The 22094-nt window shown below is 44.9% G+C and carries 21 protein-coding genes and 1 pseudogene; 17 read left to right on the forward strand and 5 right to left on the reverse strand.

Features of this window, described 5'->3' with window-relative positions:
• The 3 genes and pseudogenes from ASF99_RS17690 to ASF99_RS16405 all read left to right on the forward strand — a co-directional run.
• Nucleotides 1–300: pseudogene (locus tag ASF99_RS17690) on the forward strand (mechanosensitive ion channel); the annotation flags it as partial.
• Between the two features lie 216 nt (nt 301–516).
• Entirely contained in the window at nt 517–1905 is a 1389-nt protein-coding gene (locus ASF99_RS16400; RefSeq protein WP_055970087.1) for an amino acid permease, read from the forward strand.
• Between the two features lie 93 nt (nt 1906–1998).
• Nucleotides 1999–2781 carry a GNAT family N-acetyltransferase gene (locus tag ASF99_RS16405; protein ID WP_162236816.1) on the forward strand — a complete coding sequence of 261 codons (783 nt, stop codon included), beginning with the start codon at nt 1999–2001 and terminating at the stop codon, nt 2779–2781.
• Between the two features lie 94 nt (nt 2782–2875).
• Here ASF99_RS16405 and ASF99_RS16410 read toward each other — a convergent pair whose 3' ends face one another.
• The 3 genes from ASF99_RS16410 to ASF99_RS16420 all read right to left on the reverse strand — a co-directional run bounded on the left by ASF99_RS16410 (nt 2876) and on the right by ASF99_RS16420 (nt 5160).
• Nucleotides 2876–3556 (reverse strand): hypothetical protein, encoded by a 681-nt coding sequence (locus tag ASF99_RS16410; RefSeq protein ID WP_055970092.1) that lies wholly within the window; start codon nt 3554–3556, stop codon nt 2876–2878.
• 66 nt (nt 3557–3622) lie between these two features.
• On the reverse strand, nt 3623–4069 hold the full coding sequence (locus tag ASF99_RS16415) for an NUDIX hydrolase (protein WP_055970095.1): 447 nt from the start codon (nt 4067–4069) through the stop codon (nt 3623–3625).
• Entirely contained in the window at nt 4066–5160 is a 1095-nt protein-coding gene (locus ASF99_RS16420; RefSeq protein WP_055970227.1) for a nitric oxide synthase oxygenase, read from the reverse strand. Before ASF99_RS16420 ends, ASF99_RS16415 begins: the two co-directional genes overlap by 4 nt.
• Nucleotides 5161–5347: 187 nt before the next feature.
• Here ASF99_RS16420 and ASF99_RS16425 point away from each other — a divergent pair, with 187 nt between their 5' ends.
• Nucleotides 5348–6205, forward strand: coding sequence for a YihY/virulence factor BrkB family protein (locus ASF99_RS16425; RefSeq protein WP_023466934.1), 858 nt, complete (start codon nt 5348–5350; stop codon nt 6203–6205).
• A gap of 50 nt (nt 6206–6255) precedes the next feature.
• On the opposite strand, the gene ASF99_RS16430 is transcribed toward ASF99_RS16425, so the two are convergent.
• The gene (locus ASF99_RS16430) at nt 6256–7104 is read right to left on the reverse strand and encodes a sulfite exporter TauE/SafE family protein (RefSeq protein ID WP_035399075.1); all 849 of its coding nucleotides are present in this window, start codon (nt 7102–7104) and stop codon (nt 6256–6258) included.
• A gap of 115 nt (nt 7105–7219) precedes the next feature.
• On the opposite strand from ASF99_RS16430, the gene ASF99_RS16435 reads away from it, so the two are divergent.
• From ASF99_RS16435 to ASF99_RS16490, 12 genes are all read left to right on the forward strand, one after another.
• Complete coding sequence (locus ASF99_RS16435) at nt 7220–8068, forward strand: LysR family transcriptional regulator (RefSeq protein WP_035399074.1); 849 nt, start codon at nt 7220–7222, stop codon at nt 8066–8068.
• Nucleotides 8069–8212: 144 nt separating this feature from the next.
• Complete coding sequence (locus tag ASF99_RS16440; protein WP_023466936.1) at nt 8213–8476, forward strand: metal-sensitive transcriptional regulator; 264 nt, start codon at nt 8213–8215, stop codon at nt 8474–8476.
• Between the two features lie 56 nt (nt 8477–8532).
• Nucleotides 8533–9012: a DsrE/DsrF/DrsH-like family protein gene (locus ASF99_RS16445; protein ID WP_055970097.1), complete on the forward strand. Its 480-nt coding sequence runs from the start codon at nt 8533–8535 to the stop codon at nt 9010–9012.
• 22 nt (nt 9013–9034) lie between these two features.
• Complete coding sequence (locus ASF99_RS16450) at nt 9035–9394, forward strand: rhodanese-like domain-containing protein (protein ID WP_055970100.1); 360 nt, start codon at nt 9035–9037, stop codon at nt 9392–9394.
• Nucleotides 9395–9419: 25 nt separating this feature from the next.
• Nucleotides 9420–9716: a rhodanese-like domain-containing protein gene (locus ASF99_RS16455; protein WP_023466941.1), complete on the forward strand. Its 297-nt coding sequence runs from the start codon at nt 9420–9422 to the stop codon at nt 9714–9716.
• Between the two features lie 28 nt (nt 9717–9744).
• Nucleotides 9745–10320 carry a sulfurtransferase TusA family protein gene (locus ASF99_RS16460; protein WP_055970103.1) on the forward strand — a complete coding sequence of 192 codons (576 nt, stop codon included), beginning with the start codon at nt 9745–9747 and terminating at the stop codon, nt 10318–10320.
• A 35-nt stretch (nt 10321–10355) separates the two neighbouring features.
• Nucleotides 10356–11492 (forward strand): MBL fold metallo-hydrolase, encoded by a 1137-nt coding sequence (locus ASF99_RS16465; protein WP_055970106.1) that lies wholly within the window; start codon nt 10356–10358, stop codon nt 11490–11492.
• 43 nt (nt 11493–11535) lie between these two features.
• On the forward strand, nt 11536–11763 hold the full coding sequence (locus tag ASF99_RS16470) for a sulfurtransferase TusA family protein (protein WP_023466945.1): 228 nt from the start codon (nt 11536–11538) through the stop codon (nt 11761–11763).
• A 186-nt stretch (nt 11764–11949) separates the two neighbouring features.
• On the forward strand, nt 11950–13050 hold the full coding sequence (gene msrB, locus ASF99_RS16475) for a peptide-methionine (R)-S-oxide reductase MsrB (RefSeq protein WP_023466947.1): 1101 nt from the start codon (nt 11950–11952) through the stop codon (nt 13048–13050).
• Nucleotides 13051–13195: 145 nt separating this feature from the next.
• Nucleotides 13196–16042 carry a S8 family peptidase gene (locus ASF99_RS16480; RefSeq protein ID WP_055970109.1) on the forward strand — a complete coding sequence of 949 codons (2847 nt, stop codon included), beginning with the start codon at nt 13196–13198 and terminating at the stop codon, nt 16040–16042.
• 145 nt (nt 16043–16187) lie between these two features.
• Nucleotides 16188–18758, forward strand: coding sequence for a HAMP domain-containing sensor histidine kinase (locus ASF99_RS16485; protein WP_055970112.1), 2571 nt, complete (start codon nt 16188–16190; stop codon nt 18756–18758).
• Nucleotides 18759–18950: 192 nt separating this feature from the next.
• Nucleotides 18951–20489, forward strand: coding sequence for a GGDEF domain-containing protein (locus ASF99_RS16490; RefSeq protein WP_055970116.1), 1539 nt, complete (start codon nt 18951–18953; stop codon nt 20487–20489).
• A 78-nt stretch (nt 20490–20567) separates the two neighbouring features.
• Here the strand turns inward: ASF99_RS16490 and ASF99_RS16495 are convergent, their stop codons facing one another.
• Complete coding sequence (locus tag ASF99_RS16495) at nt 20568–21206, reverse strand: FusB/FusC family EF-G-binding protein (RefSeq protein WP_023466951.1); 639 nt, start codon at nt 21204–21206, stop codon at nt 20568–20570.
• A 123-nt stretch (nt 21207–21329) separates the two neighbouring features.
• Between ASF99_RS16495 and ASF99_RS16500 the strand changes: the two genes are divergently transcribed.
• Nucleotides 21330–22064, forward strand: a complete 735-nt coding sequence (locus ASF99_RS16500; RefSeq protein ID WP_023466952.1) for a hypothetical protein — start codon at nt 21330–21332, stop codon at nt 22062–22064.
• The last annotated feature ends 30 nt before the right edge of the window (nt 22065–22094 follow it).

Below are 22094 nucleotides of genomic sequence, written 5' to 3' on the forward strand. Positions count from 1 at the left end.
TTACAAAAGAAAGCAGAGAACACGGAAGTCGACACATCGAACCTTCCAAGTAAATCAGCATCGACTTCATCATCACCGAGCTTAAAAGATGCAGCAAAAGGTGCAGCTTCGCAAGCAGCTGATGATGTCACACCAGATCGTGCACCACGTTCAGCGCGTTCATCTTCAACAGATGAGACGACACATGGTACACCAAAAGGTGCGTTGCCAGAAAACGATTTAGCACAGCAAGATGATTACCCGATCGATCCAGATGATCATAAAGGTCCTAACCTCGATCATCCAAACGATCGTCCGTAATACGAGTACATCCTTTCCTCTCATTTTGAGGAAAGGGTGTTTTTGCGTTGACGCATCAAAGCGTTGTCGCATTTTCACAAAAGTGGTTTGACCACTTTGTGAAAAAATACAGAAAAAAAGACTTATCGAACCTGACATCGTTTGTTATGATAAGAAAGTCAATTACCTCAATGATTTGAATATTCAGAAAAAAGAGAAAAGTTCGGAGGATGAAACATGAGTTTGCTTCGCAAGAAAGATGTCAGTGTGATGATGGACATGAAACAACATTCCAAACTGGCACGTCACTTATCAGGGTTTGACCTTATTTTACTTGGAATCGGTGCCATCATCGGTACCGGGATTTTCGTTCTGACAGGAACGGGCGCTCTTTATGCAGGAACTGCTTTACCGATCTCATTTATTATTTCCGCTATCGTCTGTGCGCTCGCAGCCCTTTGTTATGCTGAATTCTCGTCGATGATTCCCGTCTCAGGTAGTGTATATACGTATACATACGCAACGATTGGGGAAGTCGTAGCTTGGATCATCGGCTGGTGTCTCATTTTAGAATACGGACTCGCTTCGAGTGCCGTTGCGACCGGCTGGTCAGGGTACTTCCAGTCACTGTTAGCAGGCTTTGGTCTCCATTTACCGACAGCTTTAACAGCTGCTCCAGGTGCTGTACCAGGAAGCGAAACGTTCTTTAACTTACCAGCATTCTTGATTCTGATGGTCATCACGCTCTTGCTTTCGCTTGGGATTAAAGAGACAAAACGCGTCAACAACATCATGGTACTCGTCAAAGTTGCCGTCGTCGTCTTGTTCATCGTCGTCGGGATCTGGTATATCGAACCAGGCAACTACAAGCCGTTTGCGCCGTTCGGTATGAGCGGTGTCCTGCAAGCATCAGCGATTGCCTTCTTCGCTTATCTTGGATTTGATGCCGTCACATCGGCAGCAGAAGAAGTCAAAAACCCGGGACGTAACTTACCGATTGGGATTCTAGGATCGCTTGCGATCGTTACCGTTTTGTACGTCGTGGTCTCTGCTATCATGGTCGGAATCGTTCCATTCAAACAGTTTGAAGGTGTTGATAGCCCAGTATCCCTTGCCTTAAAAGTGGCTGGCCAAGACTGGGTCGCTGGATTCGTTGACTTAGGAGCCATCGTTGGTATGACGACGGTCATCCTCGTCATGACATTTGGTCTCGTCCGTCTCTTGTTCGCGATGAGCCGTGACGGATTATTACCGAAAGTCTTCTCAGACGTCAATGAAAAGTCACACACACCAGTTAAAGCGACTTGGATTCTCGGAACGACTGCTGGTTTAATCGCTGGATTCGTGCCGCTTGGTACACTTGCTGAATTGATCAACATCGGAACACTGGCAGCCTTCTCGCTCATCTCGATCGCGGTCATCGTCCTACGCCGGACGCGTCCCGATTTGAAGCGCGCCTTTAAGGTTCCGTTCGTCCCAGTCTTACCGATTTTGTCAGTCCTTGCTTGTATCATGCTCATGTTCAACTTACAACCATTCACGTGGATTGCCTTCTTTGTCTGGACAGCCATTGGATTACTGTTGTACTTCGGATATGGACGCAAGCGTTCGAAACTCCATCAATGAATCGACTAACACCCTTGGCGACAAGGGTGTTTTTGTATGCAGGAAATGAGGCGAACGAAAGCGAAACAGCTCAGTGGAAAAGGAGGTTTTTCGATGATTCATATTCAACGCGCACCTGGCGTAAAAACGGCGTACAAAGCGATGCAGGATGGATTCCAAGATTATTTGATTCCACTGCACTTATCGGAAGCAGAATTCCAAGAGCGCATCATCGAACGAGACGGGAACCAATTGGAGCATTCATTCGTTGCCTATCATGGAGAAATACCGGTCGGTCTCTGGCTGAACGGTTGGAAGGAGATCGAGGGTCAACGTATCATGCGGTGTGGGGGACTGGGGATCTCACCACAGTATCGTCGTCTTGGGATTGCGAAAGCCTTATATCAAGCACAACTGAGTCATGCCAAAGAAATCGGAATGGATGGTCTGATGCTTGAAGTCATTCAAGGGAACGACCCAGCGATTCGATTGTATGAATCGCTTCATTACACGATCGTTGGAGAAATCGGATATTTTCATTTAACAGATGAACGCCAAGAAGCCGCTCTGCCGACGATCGAAGAAGTGGAGTTTTTGAAACAATACCATGGACAAGGGGAGTACATCTGGCAGCAAGATCCTCATGTCATGCAGCAATTACAAACGGATTATTATCAATTAGAAGCAAGTGTAGTAGCAGTAGCCGGATCATCCCTCTTGTCAGTCGTCGGTCCAGCAGAACAAAAAGCACGACACGCAACAGAAGTCGTGCGTCGTTTACCGGGCACGACCTACCATTATCAATCAACAGATGTGCAGATCTGGGAGGCGTTACGTTTTGAAGGGTGGACTCAGCGGGATTTGAAACAATACATCATGCGTCAGTCGCTAAAATAGGAAGTGACTGATTTTGACTACGAAAGCCCTTATATTTTTATGTATGCCAATAGGATGCATAAAAATATAAGGGCTTTTTTTACATAGGCTATCGTTACTTTACGAAATAACTCGTCTTAGAGCTGTAGGCGTTCCATTCTTGAACTCCTTTTTTATATGTTTTGCTATTAAAACTGGAGGATAAGAATGAATATTCTTTGCCTTTTACCCATTTTCCTTTAGATAATTTTTTATCTTGGAACAAAAAGCCTACTTCGTCTCCAGCGTTAGAGTAGATTGGAACTTGTAATAAGTCACTTTTCATCTTCGGTCGCATACCGTAAGACATGAATGTTCCTGGATGACGAATTAATTTTCCGTTCTGAATCGAGAATGTAGTTAAACTCATGTAAGATGATGTTTCGCGGGAAGAGAGGGAAAAGACAGTCGGATTACCTGATACATTTTTCAATTTCCCGCTTGTACGAAAATCGTGAGTAGCCATCACATACGGATTATCCTTAGAGAATGTATAGTGATACGATGTTGATTTATTGTTTAAGTATAGAGAGAACTTCCCAGTACACAACGTATCCTTTCCCTTCACCCACCAAAAGTCGTCTGCCGTCGCTTTGCGGCAAGTTGCTGCTTTAGATTGAACAGACACGGTGTACTTTTTGTTTTTTGCATCGACAATCGTATACGTCTGTTTGACAGATTTAGCAGCAGCTTCTGTCGAAGAGATCAATGAAAGACTAAGGAGAGTAGACATGCCTACGATTAAAAGTGGTTTCATTAGAAAACTCCTTTTTAATAATGAATTAGTTCCATTTTATAACAAATAAAAAACTGCCGCTATACTTCAGCGGCGGTTTTTGTAGTCTTCAATCATTCGAGCGTGAGAACCGACCAAATGATCAGGTAAGTCATCAAGCGGAACAAACTGGAGCTTGATACTCTCATCACTTTGTTTTAACATTCCAATCGGATGTTCACCGATATAGGCGAGGGTGACACTTTGAAAGACGTCTCCGTTCGCTAACGTCGTCACGTATTGCGGACCGGAGTAGACATTGAGTAACGTTAATCGTTCCACCTCTAAGCCAGTCTCTTCTTTAAGCTCTCGACGCGCGGTCTCTTCCGGTGATTCCGCCCATTCCATCAATCCGCCTGGTAAACCAAAGCGAGCTTGTGCTTCGTTCCGTTGTTCGAGCAAAATGTGTTCATTTTGTACGACGAGGACGACGGAGCCGACGAGAATGACTGGGTCATGACCGATTTTTTGACGTAACTGTTCGACATAATTCATTTCAGGGCTCCTTGGTGAAACGGACAGCCGGTCACAGGTGCCGTCTGTGTTGATTTTGGAAAGAAGTTCGGTCGTTTGATTTCTGGGTCGTAATCCTTATGGAACATATGCGTCGTTGCCCCACTCATCGGTGGCACGAGCCAGGACCATTCCCCGGTGACATCACGACCACACGCGGCTTCGTTTTTTTCAAAACGAGCGAATTGTTTCGCAGCCGTATGGTGATCGACAATCGTAACACCGGCACGTTCGAACGATTCGAGTACGGCAACGTTCAGTTCGACGAGCGCTCGGTCTTTCCAAAGCGAACGTTCACGCGAGGTATTCAGACCGAGTTGTGTCGCGACGAGCGGTAACAGATCGTAACGATCCGTATCAGCGAGGTTACGGGCACCGATCTCTGTTCCCATGTACCATCCGTTGAACGGAGCACACGGATAGACGATGCCACCGATCTCAAGCTGCATATCGGCAATCATCGGCACAGCATACCAGCGGACTTCGCGACCACCGAACAGGTCAAAGTCAGGATGTGTGATGCTGACTTCGAGCACGAGCTCATCTGGAATCGGATGCAGGCTGACTTGTCCATCGAGTTCAATCAAGAGGGGCAGGATATCAAAGGGTGTACGCGCTCCGGTCCAGCCAAGTGCTTCACATTGTCGCGTCAGTTGGATCGAAGCCGGATCACCGATGATTCCTGCTGCGGTTTCGTAACCAGCGTAGCGGATCAGTTGGTGATTATGTAGCCGGACACGTGTCGGATGGAAAATCGTGATCGTCGAGCGAATTCGTCCCTCGTTCGTCGCGAACCGGATATGCTCAAATAACGCGTCGCGGACCGCTTCAACGGTCAATGCATCCCGCGCGTCAAAGACATGGAGTTGTTCCCAAAAGAGACGTCCGACACATCGGTTACTGTTCCGCCAAGCGAGCTTCGCGCCGAACGCGAGCTCGGAAGCCGTCTGTTCGTACGTTCCTGTCGTTTCAATCGACCGGATGACTTCTTGCTGACGTCCGGCCATTTCGGGGTATTGCTCTATATAAGAAGTAAAGAAGCGTTCTGCTTCGATTTGAATGAGTGAGTACACGAATCGAAATCCTTTCTGAAAAACAAGCACGATACAATCTCTGTTCCTAGTGTACCCCGCGCAGAACCGAAGCGCCAAACTTGAATGATGTATAAGGTTGTTATAAGTTCAAAAGACTTCCAAAAGTTTAAAGGAGGTATGAAATGGGGGATAGTGTAGAGAATTAGTTGAAAGTGAGGAAATTTGTATGTCTTTAATCAAACCTGTATTTGCCCGTTTTTTTGGTGAAGCCTTTTTTGATAAATCGGCTCAGCTCGCCTATTATTTGATGTTGTCCTTATTCCCGTTCTTATTATTCGTAGTTGGGATCGTCTCGTTCTTACCGTTTACGTCCGATAACGTGCTGGATTTAATTCGACCGTTTGCTCCGGCAGAAACGTACGATTTGATTCAGCGGAACGTCGTTGGAATCTTTGATCAAGGCGGCTTTAAACTTGCCTCGATCAGTTTCCTTGCCGCCTTTTGGCTTGCTTCGATGTCGGTCCAGTCACTTGTCCGCTCGCTGAACGATGCGCTCGAAGTGACGCGAAAAGCGCCATTTTGGCGCGGACTGTTGCAAGACTTCGCTTTTACGATCGGGATGATGATCATCTTACCGATCTCATTGATTGTTCCGATTTCAGAAAAGTTAACGCGGCGTTTCATCAACCACTTTGCAATCGTCGCTGATTTCGTGACGAACTATTCGTGGATTTGGTTCTTATTCCGCTGGGGACTCGGGACGTTGTTCTTACTTGTCTTTTTCATCTTATTGTATCGGATTTTACCGAGTGTCCGACTGACGGTTCGTCAAGTACTCCCTGGAGCTATTTTTGCGACGATCGCTTGGCAAGTCGTTTCGGAATTCTTCTCTTACTATGCCGAGTTCGGGAGTTACGATCGTCTTTACGGTCAGCTTGCCGGAATCATCGTCTTGATGACATGGTTCTATTTATCTGCTGTCGTCCTGATGTTAGGGGGACTAATGAATGCAGAACGCATGCGTCAGAAAAAAGAAGCAAAAATCATGAAACCACAAAAAATCAAAGAAGAAAGCGTACGTTAATCATTGAGCACGCACAAAAGCAGCTGACGATGTGTCAGCTGCTTTTTCATTTAGACCGTTTTAAGAATCCGGTAACCGAAGACGCTTAACAGGCTGAGTGTGAACAAAGCGAGTAAGACGAGTGACAGATAGGGAAGACCGAACACTTTGACGATGACGCTTAAGGCGACGACGCCATAAAAGATTCCTAACGTCTTTTGAACGAACGGTTCATTGAAGCGATGCAAAAGTGAAGCACCGAGTGGTGAGCCGATGAACGCACCGATGATTAAAGCAATCCCGAGTGATAACGGAGCGCTGGTTCCGGAAGCAATATAACTCGTCACTCCTCCAAGAACGATCAATGTCGCAGAGGCGATACTCGTTCCGATTGCTTGTTTGAGCGGAAAACGAACCCATCCGAGCAAGAGAGGCGTCAACAAGAATCCACCGCTGACCCCCATCAATGACGAGAGGATTCCGGCAGCAAGTCCGATGACGGCGAGCTTTACGATCGAAGCATCATAGACCGGAAAAGACGGACGTTCCTTGGAACGGGGACGAAGGAACTGAATCGAAAAACCAATCAGTAAAACGATGTAGAGACTCGATAATACGACATCAGCACCAGCATGACGCTCGAGCCAAAAGACAATTGGTGTGATCAATGCAGAACCGATGATGCCGGACAGACCAATAATCCCGGCATCACGAAAACGGAATGTTTTTAATCGAAGATGTGAAAGCGTGCCGGTCACAGTCGATCCGAGTGTCAGCAACAGACTGAGGACGATCGCGGTGCTGGCTTCATAGCCGAGAATCAATAAAAGTGGGGTCAGGATAATGCCGCCACCGATTCCGAAAAAGCCGGAGAGTATACCGATGGTTGCTCCTAACAAAATAAATGAGATATACATCATGAAACAGTCCTTCTTTCTAATACGTGATACCTTGAGTATGAAAGAGGAATACAAGATTATAAAAATGAATTAATTATATATAAATGATTATGAAATGTAATAAGGAGGGGTATTGTTGAAATTAACTGAACTCAGAACGTTCGCCACACTCGTTGAAACACGTCACTTTACGAAAACAGCGGAACAGTTATTTCTGTCGCAACCGACGGTCAGTGTTCACGTCAAACGACTAGAAGAAGAGATCGGACATTCATTGTTAATACGTGATTCATTCACAATAGGGGTCGAGGTATCGGAAATGGGCTGGATTGTCTATCGCCATGCAAAAGAAATTCTATTCCAACTCGAACAGATGCAGTCCCAGCTGGATGAATCGGAAGGTGTCTTCCGCGGAACCTTACGGATAGGAGCAACGCATACGATTCACGAAATGTTGCTCGATGACATGATTCATCTGTTTTCAAGCGCTCATCCCGAGGTATCACTAGATATCCAATTAATGAATCACGATCAAGTGGCAGCAGCCTTAAGACATCGTGATATTGATCTCGGGATGATCGAAGGAGAACTGACACTTGATGGGGTCAAACAAATCGTCTTTGCAAAAGATCAACTGCACATCATGGGTGCGTCCCACCTTTCGTTAAACGATGCAACGTGGATCGTTCGCGAAGAAGGATCTGCATCCCGCTATGCGCTCGATCGTTGGCTAGATGCTTCGTCGATCGTTCCCGCACGAAAGATTACAGTCGATGCCAACTATTTAGTGCGTCAACTTGTTTTTAATGGGAGTGGCATTGCAGCATTGTCGGAACGACTCGTCACGTCTTTCCCGTCCGAGTCCTTTACGCTTCATGCGAAAGGGATTTCTAAACGAACGTTTCGTTATCTGTTACCAGAGAAGATGCCGACTCGCCTAGCAGAACATTGGATCACTTTTTTACAGGCGAATTGGAAAGGTTAAATGCAAAAAGATTTCCGGACGTTCTACAATGGCGACAAAATCGGAAATCTTTTTCGTTGACTTATACCCCTATAGGTATTATTGTATGAAATGTACCAACGAGATATGACGTATGTCACATTCAAAAAAGGAGATGAACTTCATATGGAAAACGGTTATGAAGATCGCATCATTCATCGGATGAATCGGATTGAAGGACAAATCCACGGTATCGTTCGAATGATGAAAGAAGAGGCGTCCTGTAAGGATGTCGTCACACAACTGAGTGCGACACGTAGTGCAATCGATCGTGTCATTGGTCTTGTCGTCAGTGAGAACTTGATCGACTGTGTCCGTCAGGATGATGCGACGGAAAATCATGAACAAGCCGTTGCAGAGGCTGTTCAACTCTTAATGAAAAGCAGATAAAAAAAATTTACGAATTAATATACCCCTTAGGGTAAGTGCTTGGAGGAATTACGTTCATGTCAGATACGAAAAAAACAACCATCGTTTTATTTAGTGGAGAGTACGACAAAGTCATGGCAGCTTATATCATTGCCAACGGTGCAGCCGCATACGATCACGAAGTCACGATTTTTCATACCTTCTGGGGTTTGAATGCGATGCGTAAGGATGAACCGATTCAGCCGGATAAAACATTCCTTGAGAAGATGTTCGGTAAGTTCATGCCACGCGGTGCTGATAAGATGCCACTCTCGAAAATGAACTTCGGTGGTGCAGGTCAAAAAATGATTAAAAACGTCATGAAGAAGCACAATGCGATGCCACTTCCAGACTTAATCGAATTATCGAAAGAACAGGATGTCAAACTCGTCGCCTGTACGATGACGATGGATTTACTCGGTTTGAAACAGGAAGAATTACACGATGGGATTGAGTATGCAGGTGTTGCCGCCTACCTCGCCGATGCGGAGAACGGAAACGTCAATCTATTCATCTAATGATCTGAAGGAGGAATGACGCATGGATGTACGATCGATTATCTTGTTGCTCGTCGTCGGCTATCTCGCTTATAAGATGTTCGCCCCAACAAAAGGCGTCAAGCAAGTGTCGACCACGGAACTGAAGCCGTTACTAAACGACCGCAAACGATTTTATCTCGATGTTCGGACACCGGCAGAATTCAAAGGCAATCACATCAAAGGATTTAAGAACATTCCATTACAAACGCTAAACAGTCAACTGAATCAAATCCCGAAAGACAAAGAAGTGATCGTCATCTGTCAAAGCGGGATGCGAAGCAAACAAGCCGTCAAAGTACTAAAAAAAGCCGGTTATCCAAATGTCACGGAAGTCCGTGGCGGAATGAATGCCTGGCGCTAAATCGAATCAAGAGGAGGAATTGAACATGAAACGCATGACAGCAACCGAAGTACAGGAAAAAATCGAACGTGGTGAACAACTGAACGTCATTGATGTCCGGGAAGTCGATGAAGTCAAAGAAGGAATGATTCCGGGAGCAATCCATATTCCACTCGGATTGATCGAATTCAAGATGAACGAACTCGACAAGAAAAAAGAGTATGTCATGGTATGCCGTTCTGGTGCGCGCAGTGGTCGCGCAACGACATATCTCGAAGGACAAGGATATGACGTGACGAACATGGATGGCGGCATGATGTCGTACGAAGGCGAAACGAAATAATACCCCACACCGTAAAGGAGCGAATTGTATGACTAGGATTAAATCAGATATCGTATTGGACGCTAAAGGTCTCGCTTGTCCGATGCCGATCGTTCGGACGAAAAAAACGATCAAGACGTTAGAACCGGGACAAGTCATCGAAGTCCAGGCGACGGATAAAGGATCAACTGCAGATCTCCGTGCCTGGGCAAATAGCACCGGCAATCATTATTTAGGCACGATTGAAGAAGGCGAAGTGCTCCGTCATTACGTTCGGAAATCAACAGGTGATGTCACGGAACCAGCAGCATTCGCTCAAACCGTCGACAACGCAACAGTCGAAGCAGCACGCCAAGACGATTCGATCACGGTGCTTGATGTTCGTGAACAAGCAGAATATGCCTTCGCCCATGTACCGGGAGCCATCAATATTCCGTTAGGCGAACTGGAGACACGCCATGCAGAACTGGATTCAAATCAGACGATTTATGTCATCTGCCGGACAGGTAGCCGAAGTGACATGGCATGCCGACAGCTCAGTGACAAGGGGTATACGATCCACAATGTCGTACCGGGTATGCAGGAATGGGCGTCTGAGACGACGACACTCGTTTCAGCGAAATAATACAACAGCGTAAAGTAGAGGAGGAACGAGTAGATATGGTACAAGCAATGACAGCCGCACAAGTTACAAAAAAAATCATTGGACGTGAGTCTCTGTTCATCTTAGATGTCCGGAATGAGGATGCGTTTCAAGATTGGAAAATCGAAGGAGAGAACTTCAAGTACCTCAACATTCCGTATTTTGAATTGTTGGATGGTGTCGAGGAGATTCTCGATCAGCTTCCGACGGATCAGGATGTTCTCGTCGTTTGCGCAAAAGAAGGGTCATCGATTTTCGTCGCCGATATGCTAGAAGAAGCAGGACGAGACGTATCGTATCTGTCAGGCGGCATGAAAGCATGGAGTGAACATCTAGAACCGATTTCAATCGGAACGCTGAACGAAACAGGAACTGATCAAGGCGAAGTCATTCAGTTCGTCCGAATCGGTAAAGGGTGTCTCTCGTATATGGTCATCTCAGAAGGAGAGGCCGTACTCATCGACGCGACACGAATGACGGATGTGTATTTGGATTATGCCGCATCACGCAACGTCACGATTAAGCATGTATTTGATACACATCTTCATGCGGATCATATTTCTGGAGGACGCGACATCGCCGAAAAAACAGGCGCGACATACTGGTTGCCGCCAAAAGATGCGTCGGATGTCACATTCGATTATGCACCACTTGAAGACGGTAGTACGGTTCAAGTGGGGGATACAGCGATTGAAGTACGCGCTCTTTATTCCCCGGGACATACGATTGGATCGACTTCATTCATCGTCGATCAGCGTTATTTATTGACAGGTGATATCTTGTTCATCGACTCGATTGGTCGTCCGGATTTAGCCGGTCTCGCGGAAGACTGGGTCGGTGACTTACGCGATTCGCTCTACAACACGTATCGTGATCTTTCACCAGAACTCATCGTCTTACCGGCACATTTCATGATCATTGAAGAATTGAACACGGATGGTAGTGTAGCGGAAAAATTAAGCATCTTGCTTGCGAACAATCATGGTCTCAACATCGACGATGAAGCAACATTTCGGAAAATGGTCACAGAGAACCTGCCGCCACAACCGAACGCGTATCAAGATATCCGTGAAACGAACATGGGGAAACAGACACCCGATCTTGAGACACAACGGGAAATGGAAGTCGGACCGAACCGCTGTGCGGTACGCTAAGCCGATTCATAACGAACATCAAATCATTCAGGAGGAATACAACATGAAATCAGAACTCGTACTCGACGCAAAAGGACTTGCTTGTCCGATGCCAATCGTAAAAACAAAAAAAGCCATCGCTGGACTCGAATCAGGTCAAATCCTTGAAGTCCATGCAACGGATAAAGGGGCAAAAAACGATCTTCAGGCGTGGGCGACATCAGGTGGTCATGCACTCGTCAAACATGAAGAAGAAGCAAGCGTCCTAAAATTCTGGATTCAAAAAGGTTAATTTTCGAAAAGAGTCGATATGAGGCTCTTTTTTTTGTGGAGAAACACACAAGAACTCTACATAGTATTGAATGTGCTTCTTTTGAGCACATGCTACGACAAGCTAGCATTAGCGTTGTAAAGTTTAAGTAAGAGAACATCCAATCGACGTCATGCGACGTAAGCTAAATAAAGGAGGCGAAGGGAGATGAAGAAACGAATGTGGACGATTTTATCAGTCATCGGTCTCATCGTCATCATGGTCGGGGGATACTTCGTGTTCCAGCAACAGCAAGCAAAATCAAGTGGCAGTAAGGAATTGAGTTATCAACCGGAAGAGACAGCGATTTTAGCTGGAGGATGCTTCTGGTGTATGGAGCCCCCGTTCGAAGAATTAAAAGGAGTCAAGTCCGTCATTTCTGGTTATACAGGCGGTGATGTTGAAAATCCGACGTATAATCAAGTGTCAGCGGAGACGACAGGTCATCGGGAAGCGGTATTGATCACGTTTGATCCGAACGTCATCTCGTACAAGCAATTATTAGATGTCTACTGGCGCCAGATTGATCCGACGGATGCAGATGGTCAATTCGTCGATCGTGGTGAGTCTTATACAACGGCGATTTTCTATACGAATGAGAAACAAAAAGAAATCGCAGCACAATCGAAACAGGATTTAGAGAAACAACAGATCTTCGATGATAAAATCGTCACACCGTTGATTGCGGCCGGTCCTTTTTATGAAGCGGAAGCATATCATCAGGATTACTATTTGAAGAGTGAGAAAAAGTATAAGTTTTACCGGGCAGCTTCTGGACGCGACGACTTCATCGATCGCTACTGGAATGATCAACCCAAACTCGATCTTCCAACCTATCCAAAATTATCAGACGCAGAAATCAAAAAGAAATTAACCGCCATCCAGTATAAAGTGACACAAGAGGATGGAACGGAGCCAGCGTTTGATAATCCGTATCACGATTTGAAAGCAGACGGGATCTATGTCGATCTGATTTCTGGAGAACCATTGTTTTCATCAAACGATAAATATGATTCGAAGACAGGATGGCCGAGTTTTACGAAACCACTTGAGCCAGGTAATATCATTGAGAAAAGTGATTTTTCAATCGGCATGAAACGGATGGAAGTCCGGAGTCGACATGGAAATGCCCATCTCGGACATGTCTTCTCGGATGGTCCAGAGCCAACAGGCCTTCGGTATTGTATGAACTCAGCCGCCTTACGTTTCATTCCGAAAGAGGACTTGAAACAAGAAGGATACGGTGAATATGTAGCAGATTTTAAATGAATGGAGTCAGACGCATCGTGTTCTTTAGAACATGATGCGTCTTTCTTTCAAAATTGTAAGATTTCACTATAAATTAATTATCCATTTTATCCATATACTGTTTATAATCAAATTAAAGTATATCCATTTTGAAGGAGGAGCATGTGTGAAGAAACTGATGATTTGGGTCATGCTGAGCTGTTTAGTTTTAACGCTCGGCGTAGGACCAACTACTGCAAAAGCAGAGACCGCTCTTGCAAGCGCAACACTTTTACAAGCAGGACAAGAAACGACACTTAAGACCGGAATGGAAGAAAAAAATACATATTGGTACCGTGTCAATCATGAAGCAGGTGTAGAAAAAACAGCGTCACACTTTGAGTTATCAATCGATACGGATCAACCTGTTCAAGTGACAGCTTACCCGAGCGAAGCGATGGCAGCTGAAGATGATACATTTGATCGTTACCGGACAGAAGCAGAACCGAATGAAAAAGCAACGACAAAATTAGCCGTTCCATATGCATGGGATGGACCGTATTATGTCAAAGTCGAATATTACCCGAACATCGAAGAGGGGAAAACGACAAAAGCAGCAAACGTTAAGCTGACATACAATAACGTCAAATTAGCTGTCGAATATGAGCCAATCAGTGATATTAGCTGTATGGCAGAAGAAGCATTAAAACAAACAAAAGAAGAAAAACCAATGCTTGCTCTTATGCACTCGATCCAAAAACAGGTATTGAGTCAATCGGACGCAGGTCGTGCCTTGACGTCGCTTTATTACAAAACATCGCCTTACGTTGTCAAAACGCTTCTTTTCAATAAAGATAAGCGTCAACAAGCGTACGAAGATTTAAAAACATTGAAACCTGCAATGGAGGCACTCGTACGTGGAACATCGTACACGCTGACAAAGACAGATCAACAAGCCGTTGACCGTCTTTATACATTATCACGCGATGCATCGCCTGCTGTGATTGCAGAAGAAATCGATGGATATGCCAAAAAAATGAAGATATCTGAGATGAGCGGCAGTACGTTAGACGATACGTTCGGAACATTAGGGATGAACATTCAGTCAAAAGAAACTACGCGATTCATCGTTAAGTTAAAGCCAGGGAAAACAGTCAGTTCGATGAAAATTGCTGGAATTCAATCAGCAGATGTTGAGCGTTTACCGCTTGGTAAAGCTGGTGATTTCATTGTAGTGACAGAAGATCCAACGGTGAAGGGACAATCAGCGTCAGCATTAAAGCAATCGATTGGTCGCTCATCAGCAGTCGAATATGTGGAAAAGATTCAAACTTACAAAGCAACAAGTGATATCAATTTTGATTACCAATGGGCCATCAATAAGAAAACAGTCTTCGAACAGTTCCCGAATGTTGGAATTGGTTTTGAGGAGTTCCAAAAACGATTTAGTGGGAAAAAATTAGCACCTGTCAAAATTGCGGTCATCGATACAGGTGTTGATTATCGCTTAAAGGATTTACAAGGGAAAGTTGATATTGCGAATGAGAAGAACTATGTTTCCGTAAACGGAGATGGCGACGCGATTGATGATAATGGTCACGGAACACACGTGGCAGGTGTCATCGCAGCGACAATCAACAATGATTACGGGATACAAGGGATTCATCAGTCGGCACAAATCTTACCGGTTAAAGTATTGAATGCAAATGGCGAAGGAGAAACGGATGCCATTGCACTTGGAATTAAATATGCTGTTGATCATGGAGCGAAAGTCATCAATATGAGTCTTGGTGGCGGTGAAAGCCGCACGATGGCTTATATGATGAAATATGCAGCAGATCATGGTGTTACGGTCGTTGCGGCTTCAGGAAACGACTACGATATGATGGTAGGGTTCCCAGCAAACTCAGAATATGCGATTTCTGTTGGAGCGACGAATACGCTCGGTATGGTTTCAGATTACTCGAATTATGGAGTCGGCCTTGATGTCGTTGCACCGGGTTCAAAAGTAGCGAGTTTGATTCCAGACGGAAATACGGTGTATATGGATGGAACAAGTATGGCTTCACCACACGTCGCAGCTGTTGCGGGAATCTTGAAGTCACTTAATCCTAAACTAACACCTAAACAAATCGAACAAATTCTACAAAAAAGTGCAGAACCACTAGCTTTCGAAAATCCGAATGATTGGTTTGAGGAAGAAGAGGGAGAAGAGCTTGAATTCAAGTTTCCTGCCTATGTCAGTCCGGTTTCAGGATACGGTAAAGTTAGTATTCCTCGGGCAATTTCGCAATTGAATCTGAACGGAACTGTCAACAACGTATATGATAATAAACTGACTGTCACAGGAACGGTTAAAACCGGAACAAAAGTGGAAGTATGGTCCACTAAGAAGTTGGGTTCTACTACAGCTAAATCCGGAAAATATAGTGTGACGATTCCACGTCAAAACAAAGGTACGGTCCTAACAATTCGTTACACAAATGGACTGGATATCACGTCAGAACGTACAGAAGTCCTTCCTGGAAAAGCGCCAGCAGCTCCAAAAGTTAAACCAGTACTTGCCGGTGCAACAAAAATGACAGGTACAGCTCTTGCGGGCGGTACGGTTACTGTCAAAGATGCAAAACAAAAGAAAATCGCCACAGCGAAAGTCGACGCAAAAGGTCACTTCAGTGCGAAATTACCAAAACAAGTCGGTGGTTCAAGCTTGATCGTCACAGTGACGGATATTGCTAAACGCACAAGTAAACCGACGATCGTAAAAGTCCTACCAGCCCCAGCAGCACCGAAAGTGAAATCCGTCTATGCCGGACAAACGAAAGTAACCGGGACAGCTGAAAAGAAATTAAGTGTTTATGTAAAAGATGCGAAGAAAAAAGTCATCGGAAAAGGAACGGTTTCTGCAAAAGGCAACTATTCCGTCAAAATTCCGAAGCAAAAAGCAAAAGCGAAGCTTTCCGTCTACGTTAAGAATACGCGTGGTCAAGTGAGCCCTGTGACTTCTGTGACAGTGAAGAAAGCAAAAAAATAAGCGGATAAAAAGACCTTTTTTCGGGTACATTCCGAGAAAAGGTCTTTTTTTGTATATCCTAGCTGTTGCTTCGAAAGCGTTTCTATTATATTTAAAGAAACAAATGAAAAAGCATCATTCGATGAATGATGAGGAGGATACATTCATGGTGAATTGGATTCGGCGACGAATCGGTCGGCAGTTGCTGACTGTTTTTTATGCGGTACTGATCGTAGTATCGATTACTTCGTTCTTTGTCTATGACTATATGGAAGGACGAATCGAAACATCAAAACAGAATCTCGAGACGATCAGTGAACAAAATCGCCGGGCCAATGATTTGTGGGACAATTGGCAAACCGTCCAGTTTGGATTGCGAGGATTCGTCATTTTTGGTAACCAAGAACGGTTTGATGAGATTCAGGCGCTCCGAACAGATATCAAAAGTGAGACGGATTGGTTCATGCGAAACGCAAAAACGGATGAAGAAGAAGAATTCGCAGCGCAAATGACGAATTTATATGAGTTATACTATGATGCCTTGTTCCCGTTGACCCAGTCTTACGTCAATGAGAAAAAGGCGAATCGGATCAATGAGGACTTCTTACAGGGGGATAGTCTGTTTTCTTTACCGATTGCGGAGCGTCTTGTCGATCAAGGGCGATTAAAGCCAACTGCCGATGGTTCGATTGATATTACACCAGACATTGAAAAAGCCTCTGCAGCACTTGATGAATACCGGACGAATCTCAGCCAACAACAAGAAACGGCTGTCGGGGAACTGCGGAGTGAAGTCGCAAAGTCACAATGGATTTGGATATCAAGTATCGTTGTGCTCATTGCCTTCATCCTTCTCTTCGTGCACCCGTTCCTTCGCCGGATGACACGGCAATTGTTACGTTTGATTGATGATAATCAAAAACTTGCTCGAAAAGAACCGATTAAGATTGATAAAGCTGCCGAGCAGCGACCAGACGAAATCGGATTATTGCGCGCAGCCTTTAATCGGATGGTCGTGACGACGAATGCCCATACGGATGCGATGCAAGGAAAAAATGAAGAGTTGCAGGCGCAAAGTGAAGAGTTGCTCGCGCAACAAGAAGAATTGCAGGCGCAACAAGAAGAACTCGAAGAAGCGTATCAAACGACGAAAAAGAATGAGGAAAAGCTCCGATTACGTAGCGAACTGACAGAGGCGCTTGCTGTTCGCGAAACCGTCGAATCGTATCCGGCAATCGTTCAAAAGATGATCGATATCACCTCTTCTGAGTACGGTGCACTATTGCTCTATGAAGAAGGAGCGTTCATGGGTGCGACAACGAATGGGATGACGATGGATTATTTAAAAGTTCTCCTGAAAGATGAGATGTCCGTCATCAATCGATCGGTTCGGCAGATGGAATTTATCCAATCGGAAAAACGAGTCACGCGTCAAAAAGACTATCCGTATTCATTTAGCACGTATGAAGTGACGATTCCGATCGAAGATCCGGAAACGCATGAACTAATTGCAGCGATTTATCTGGTTCGTTATAAATCTGCCTATAAAGGGCAACAGTTGACGGATATTCGCGAGTTTGCGCAACAGATGACGTTATCGCTCCTGCGTACGCGTTCGTATGAAGGAATGCGTCAAGAAAAAGAAAAGACTGAGCAAGTGTTAGACTCCATCCGAGAAGCGATCATTTATCTTGAAGATGGAAATGGAGAGTTATACGTCAACCGTCCATTGTTTGAATTGATTCCAGAACTTCAATCGGAATTCACAGTAGATCGGACGTTACCGTCGAGTGAGTATGTCATCGATGTGATGCGCCAGTTGGTGGATGATGTCGAGGCTTTTAATACGTATCTAGATTTGATTCGTTCCGGTGAGATTTCACCGGAAAAGGTCCGATTTGATATTCGAAATAACACAGCTCATCTGGAAGTCTACGCGGAACGTATTGATGTCGTTGGTGGATGGAAGGGAATCATTCTTGTTTTACGAGATATTACCCGGGAAACAGAAGCCGATCGTCTCAAAACAGAACTCGTCTCAACCGTGTCGCATGAGTTGCGGACACCGCTCTCTTCGATTTACGGCTTTACAGAATTGATGTTGAATCGAGAAATCGATGACTCGAAACAGAAGAAATATCTAGCGACGATTCATAACGAGACGGAACGGTTATCAAACCTTGTCACGGACTTTTTAGATGTTCAGCGCATGCAGTCAGGTGGGCAGTTATACCAAATGGCACATCTCGATTTATTTAGCCTGACTGAACAGGTGATGTCCTTATACGACGCTTCAAGTGAACGACACGATCTTCATTTGCAATTGCTTAGTCCGGATCGTCCGTTCATTTTAGGAGATGAGGACCGAATCAAACAATTGATGAATAACTTGATCAACAATGCGATCAAGTACTCTCCGGATGGTGGGCGTGTTGACGTCTGGATTGATACGAAAGACGATCAAGCCATCATTGAAGTGAAAGATGAAGGAATTGGAATTCCGCATCATGCCTTTGCCCACTTGTTTGATAAATTTTATCGCGTCGATAATTCCGATACACGTCGAATCGGTGGAACGGGACTCGGGTTATCAATTTGTAAGGAAATTGTCAAAGAGCATGAGGGTGTTATTCATGTGGAATCTGAAGTAGGAAAAGGCAGTCGTTTCATCATCGTATTACCCCTCAGTCTGACCGAATCGATCGAGTCGACAGAAGAAAATCGACGTTCTATTTAAAGAACTAGAATACATTCCAACTAAACCGTGTTCAATCCGCTAGGTGTGATCACGGTTTTTTCTTATGTTTAAAACGAGTAATCTTGTCAAAAAAAGATTCCAATAAAATAAAAAAAGGTGAATAAAATGCAATGATGAACCGATATACCTATAGGACAAACGGACTATGATTAAAAAAGGAGGGGGATCGTCGTGTATCAGAATTGGTTAGGAGTCGTTGTTTTTTGGCTTCTTTTACACATCGGTTGGGTGACATACGTTGGGACGGATACAGTAATCGGACAAGTCGTCAATAGTCTGTTCACGATTGGTGGTGTCTCGGTCTCTCTCTATTTAATTTGGCAGGCACGACGTCGCCAAATGCGACGTCCTTTTACCTCTCGTTTATTTCTTCTTTTATTGTTTGCCAATACGATGCTCGGTCTAGGTGAATGTGGACAACTCCTTTATTTCCTTCAAGGACGTACACGAACGGAACCGTTTGATTGGATCGACTTGATCTTTAGTCTTCAAATCTTGATCTATATCATTGCTTTCGGTTATTTCCTGCGTAATCGACGACAAGAAGTTAATTTGCGGGTCTTTTTGTTTGATGAGTTCATCATTTTAGTCGTTGCAGGATCTCTTTCGTGGCACTATTTAGTGACACCTTATTTAGAAGGAAATGCCTTGCTGACGATCGAAACGCTTTTATGGCTTCGTTATCCGATTGGTGATTTATTGTTGCTCGGTGGAATGATTGTCTTATTCTTTGGTTTGATGAAACGTGGCAATGGAAGCTCGCTATTATTGATTCTACTCGCATTTCATTTTCAATTACTTGCCGACCTCCTATACGTCGTCCTAGAACGATTTGATTATCCATTTCCTTCGAGTTGGCTCGATCCGTTATGGTTAGCGACTGTCCTGATTGTCGGGCTTGCCGCATATCGCTTTGACGCTGAAGAATCTCTCGTTCCTCTTGACGTTACACGGAGATGGATTGATGTCTTACGTTTAATTACACCTTACTTATTCTTATTGATTCTATTCGTGACGATGGCACGGCAAACGATTAGTTGGAACGGTTTGACGATTGGTTTGATGATTGCGATCCCGTTATTGATTTCCCGTCAAATCCGGATTGTCGTTGACAATCAACGGTTGCGCGAAAATCTCGAAGCGAAGGTGGAAGAGCGAACGGAAGCATTAGCAACTGCCATGGAGGAGATGCGGCACATGGCATACCACGATGCCTTAACAGGGTTACCGAATCGGTATCTGTTTGCGCGACTGTTCCAAGATGCCTTGTACCGGGCGGAAGCGAGTGAAGGACAAGTCGGATTATTCTTTATCGATATCGATCACTTCAAAGAGATTAACGATACGTACGGTCATCGCGTCGGAGATCAACTCATCGTCGATGTCACGACGCGCTTACAAAAGAAATTGCCGCCCAATACAGTCATTTCAAGACAAGGCGGAGATGAGTTCGTCGTCTTATTGTTTGACGTTGAACAAGAAGCAGAAGTGGTGCAGTGTGGAGAACATCTCGTTTCCTTGTTCAAAAAGCCGTTTCACCATGGCATCATTCCACTTCCCGTAACGGCAAGCATTGGTGGAGCGATCTATCCGGCGCATGCAGCCTCTCGATCAGATTTGATCGAGCAAGCAGACCTAGCGATGTATGAGGCAAAACGTCGCGGGAAGAATCAATTTTGCTTACATGATCCAGCGATAACGAACACCTGAACGCCGTCACATGCAAAAACACGCTCGTATACTGAACCTCATCGGATCAGTCATACGAACGTGTTTTTTTGATTCCGATCATTTCTTTTGCGTGCGTGCTAAGAACGTTTCAATGACTTCTGGATTCGTCACAGCTTGATTACATGCATCGCTGTCGATACATATATGATGACCAATCGTCTGATGCTGTTCAGCTGAACGACGTGTCGTTGCGGTTACGAGCGTGATGTCACTATACGTATGGCAAATCGCACAGATCCCTTTTTGGATCGATGGCAGATAGGTTCCCTCGACGCCGATCCATTGACCGTCCAAAGGATAGACGAAGTATTTTTTTCGATTTCCGGTATCGTTCCAGCTTAAAAACGTCGTGTGAGCCCATTCAAAGGAGTGAAGTGGCGGAACATGTAACTTTTTCGTTTTTTTGAAGAGCTGACGGATCCGTGATTCAGAAATGCTCGGAAACGGTTGGACGAACGGTTCGACTTGTGCTAAATACGCGAGGAGATCTTGTTCGGATTCAGCGTCACGAATGTTCGTCAACAGCGCTTCCTGTTCCGGTGTAAGTACGGGCAATAGATCGAATATTTTTTCAGCAGCACTATACCGGACAGCATCACGAACATCGGGATCATGAACGGCAGCGAATTGATGTTGCAGTAGGTCGACTTGATTCCGAATGAAGTTGTATTGATAAGGCAATAAAAATGCGTCCATTCGCGTTCCTCCTTTTCTTTTTATCGTACCGGAATTTGGCAGCAGAACAAAGCGACATTTTTGTTTTTCTGCCTCTTGCAACGGGAATTGAATAACAGAATGAACGAGGAGGTGAAGGGGGGCGTGCAGTATTTAACATTTTTACGCTTCATGAATATAGGAGCATTCCTCTTTGCATTGCTAGCGCGCGTCGTTTGGTCAAATCCGGTTACCATTCCTGCGTTACCTCTTGTTCCAGCACCTTTTTTTGATGCGATTACAGGTGTCGTGTTCACAACGTTGTTAATTTGGTGTATTCGACCGATTCGTGCCTTTCCTGCAGATCGAGAACTGATTGAAGATATCGGAGGATGGCTCGCGTTATCACTTGTGACGCTTGGCGTCAGTAGTATGACCGGACCACCGTGGGAACTTGTCTGGACAACGATTTCATTCATTAGTCTGTGCTTAGTTTATATGAAAATTCAACACCATCCGCGACGATCGCCTTGGATGCGCTCTCCGATTTCAGTCCTTCTCGCTTGGATGAGTACGATGTTGTTGATTTTACCATTTCGGATCTTATCCGATTTTCAGTTCACTTCGCTATTTGGTCTTTCCGAACAGCAATGGAGTACGATTGCACTCATCGTAGCGATTATCGGAGGACTATTGTTTGTCGTCATTCATTCCGATTGGGTGTTTGGTCTCGCGCTCGTCTGGTATTTGATTGGATTGTACTTTAACGATCGCCTCTTTCTTCTGCAACAAATCGTAACAGGGGTCGGAATCGTATGTGTTTTACTCTTGTGCTATTACGTCTTCTATAAACGGCAACGTCTTTTTCGACAGCAATCGCCGAAGTCTTCTTCATCCTAGTCATGTTTTAGATGAATTTGGGGTATATCT

This window comes from Exiguobacterium sp. Leaf187 (assembly GCF_001423925.1).
Classification (GTDB): Bacteria; Bacillota; Bacilli; order Exiguobacteriales; family Exiguobacteriaceae; genus Exiguobacterium_A; species Exiguobacterium_A indicum.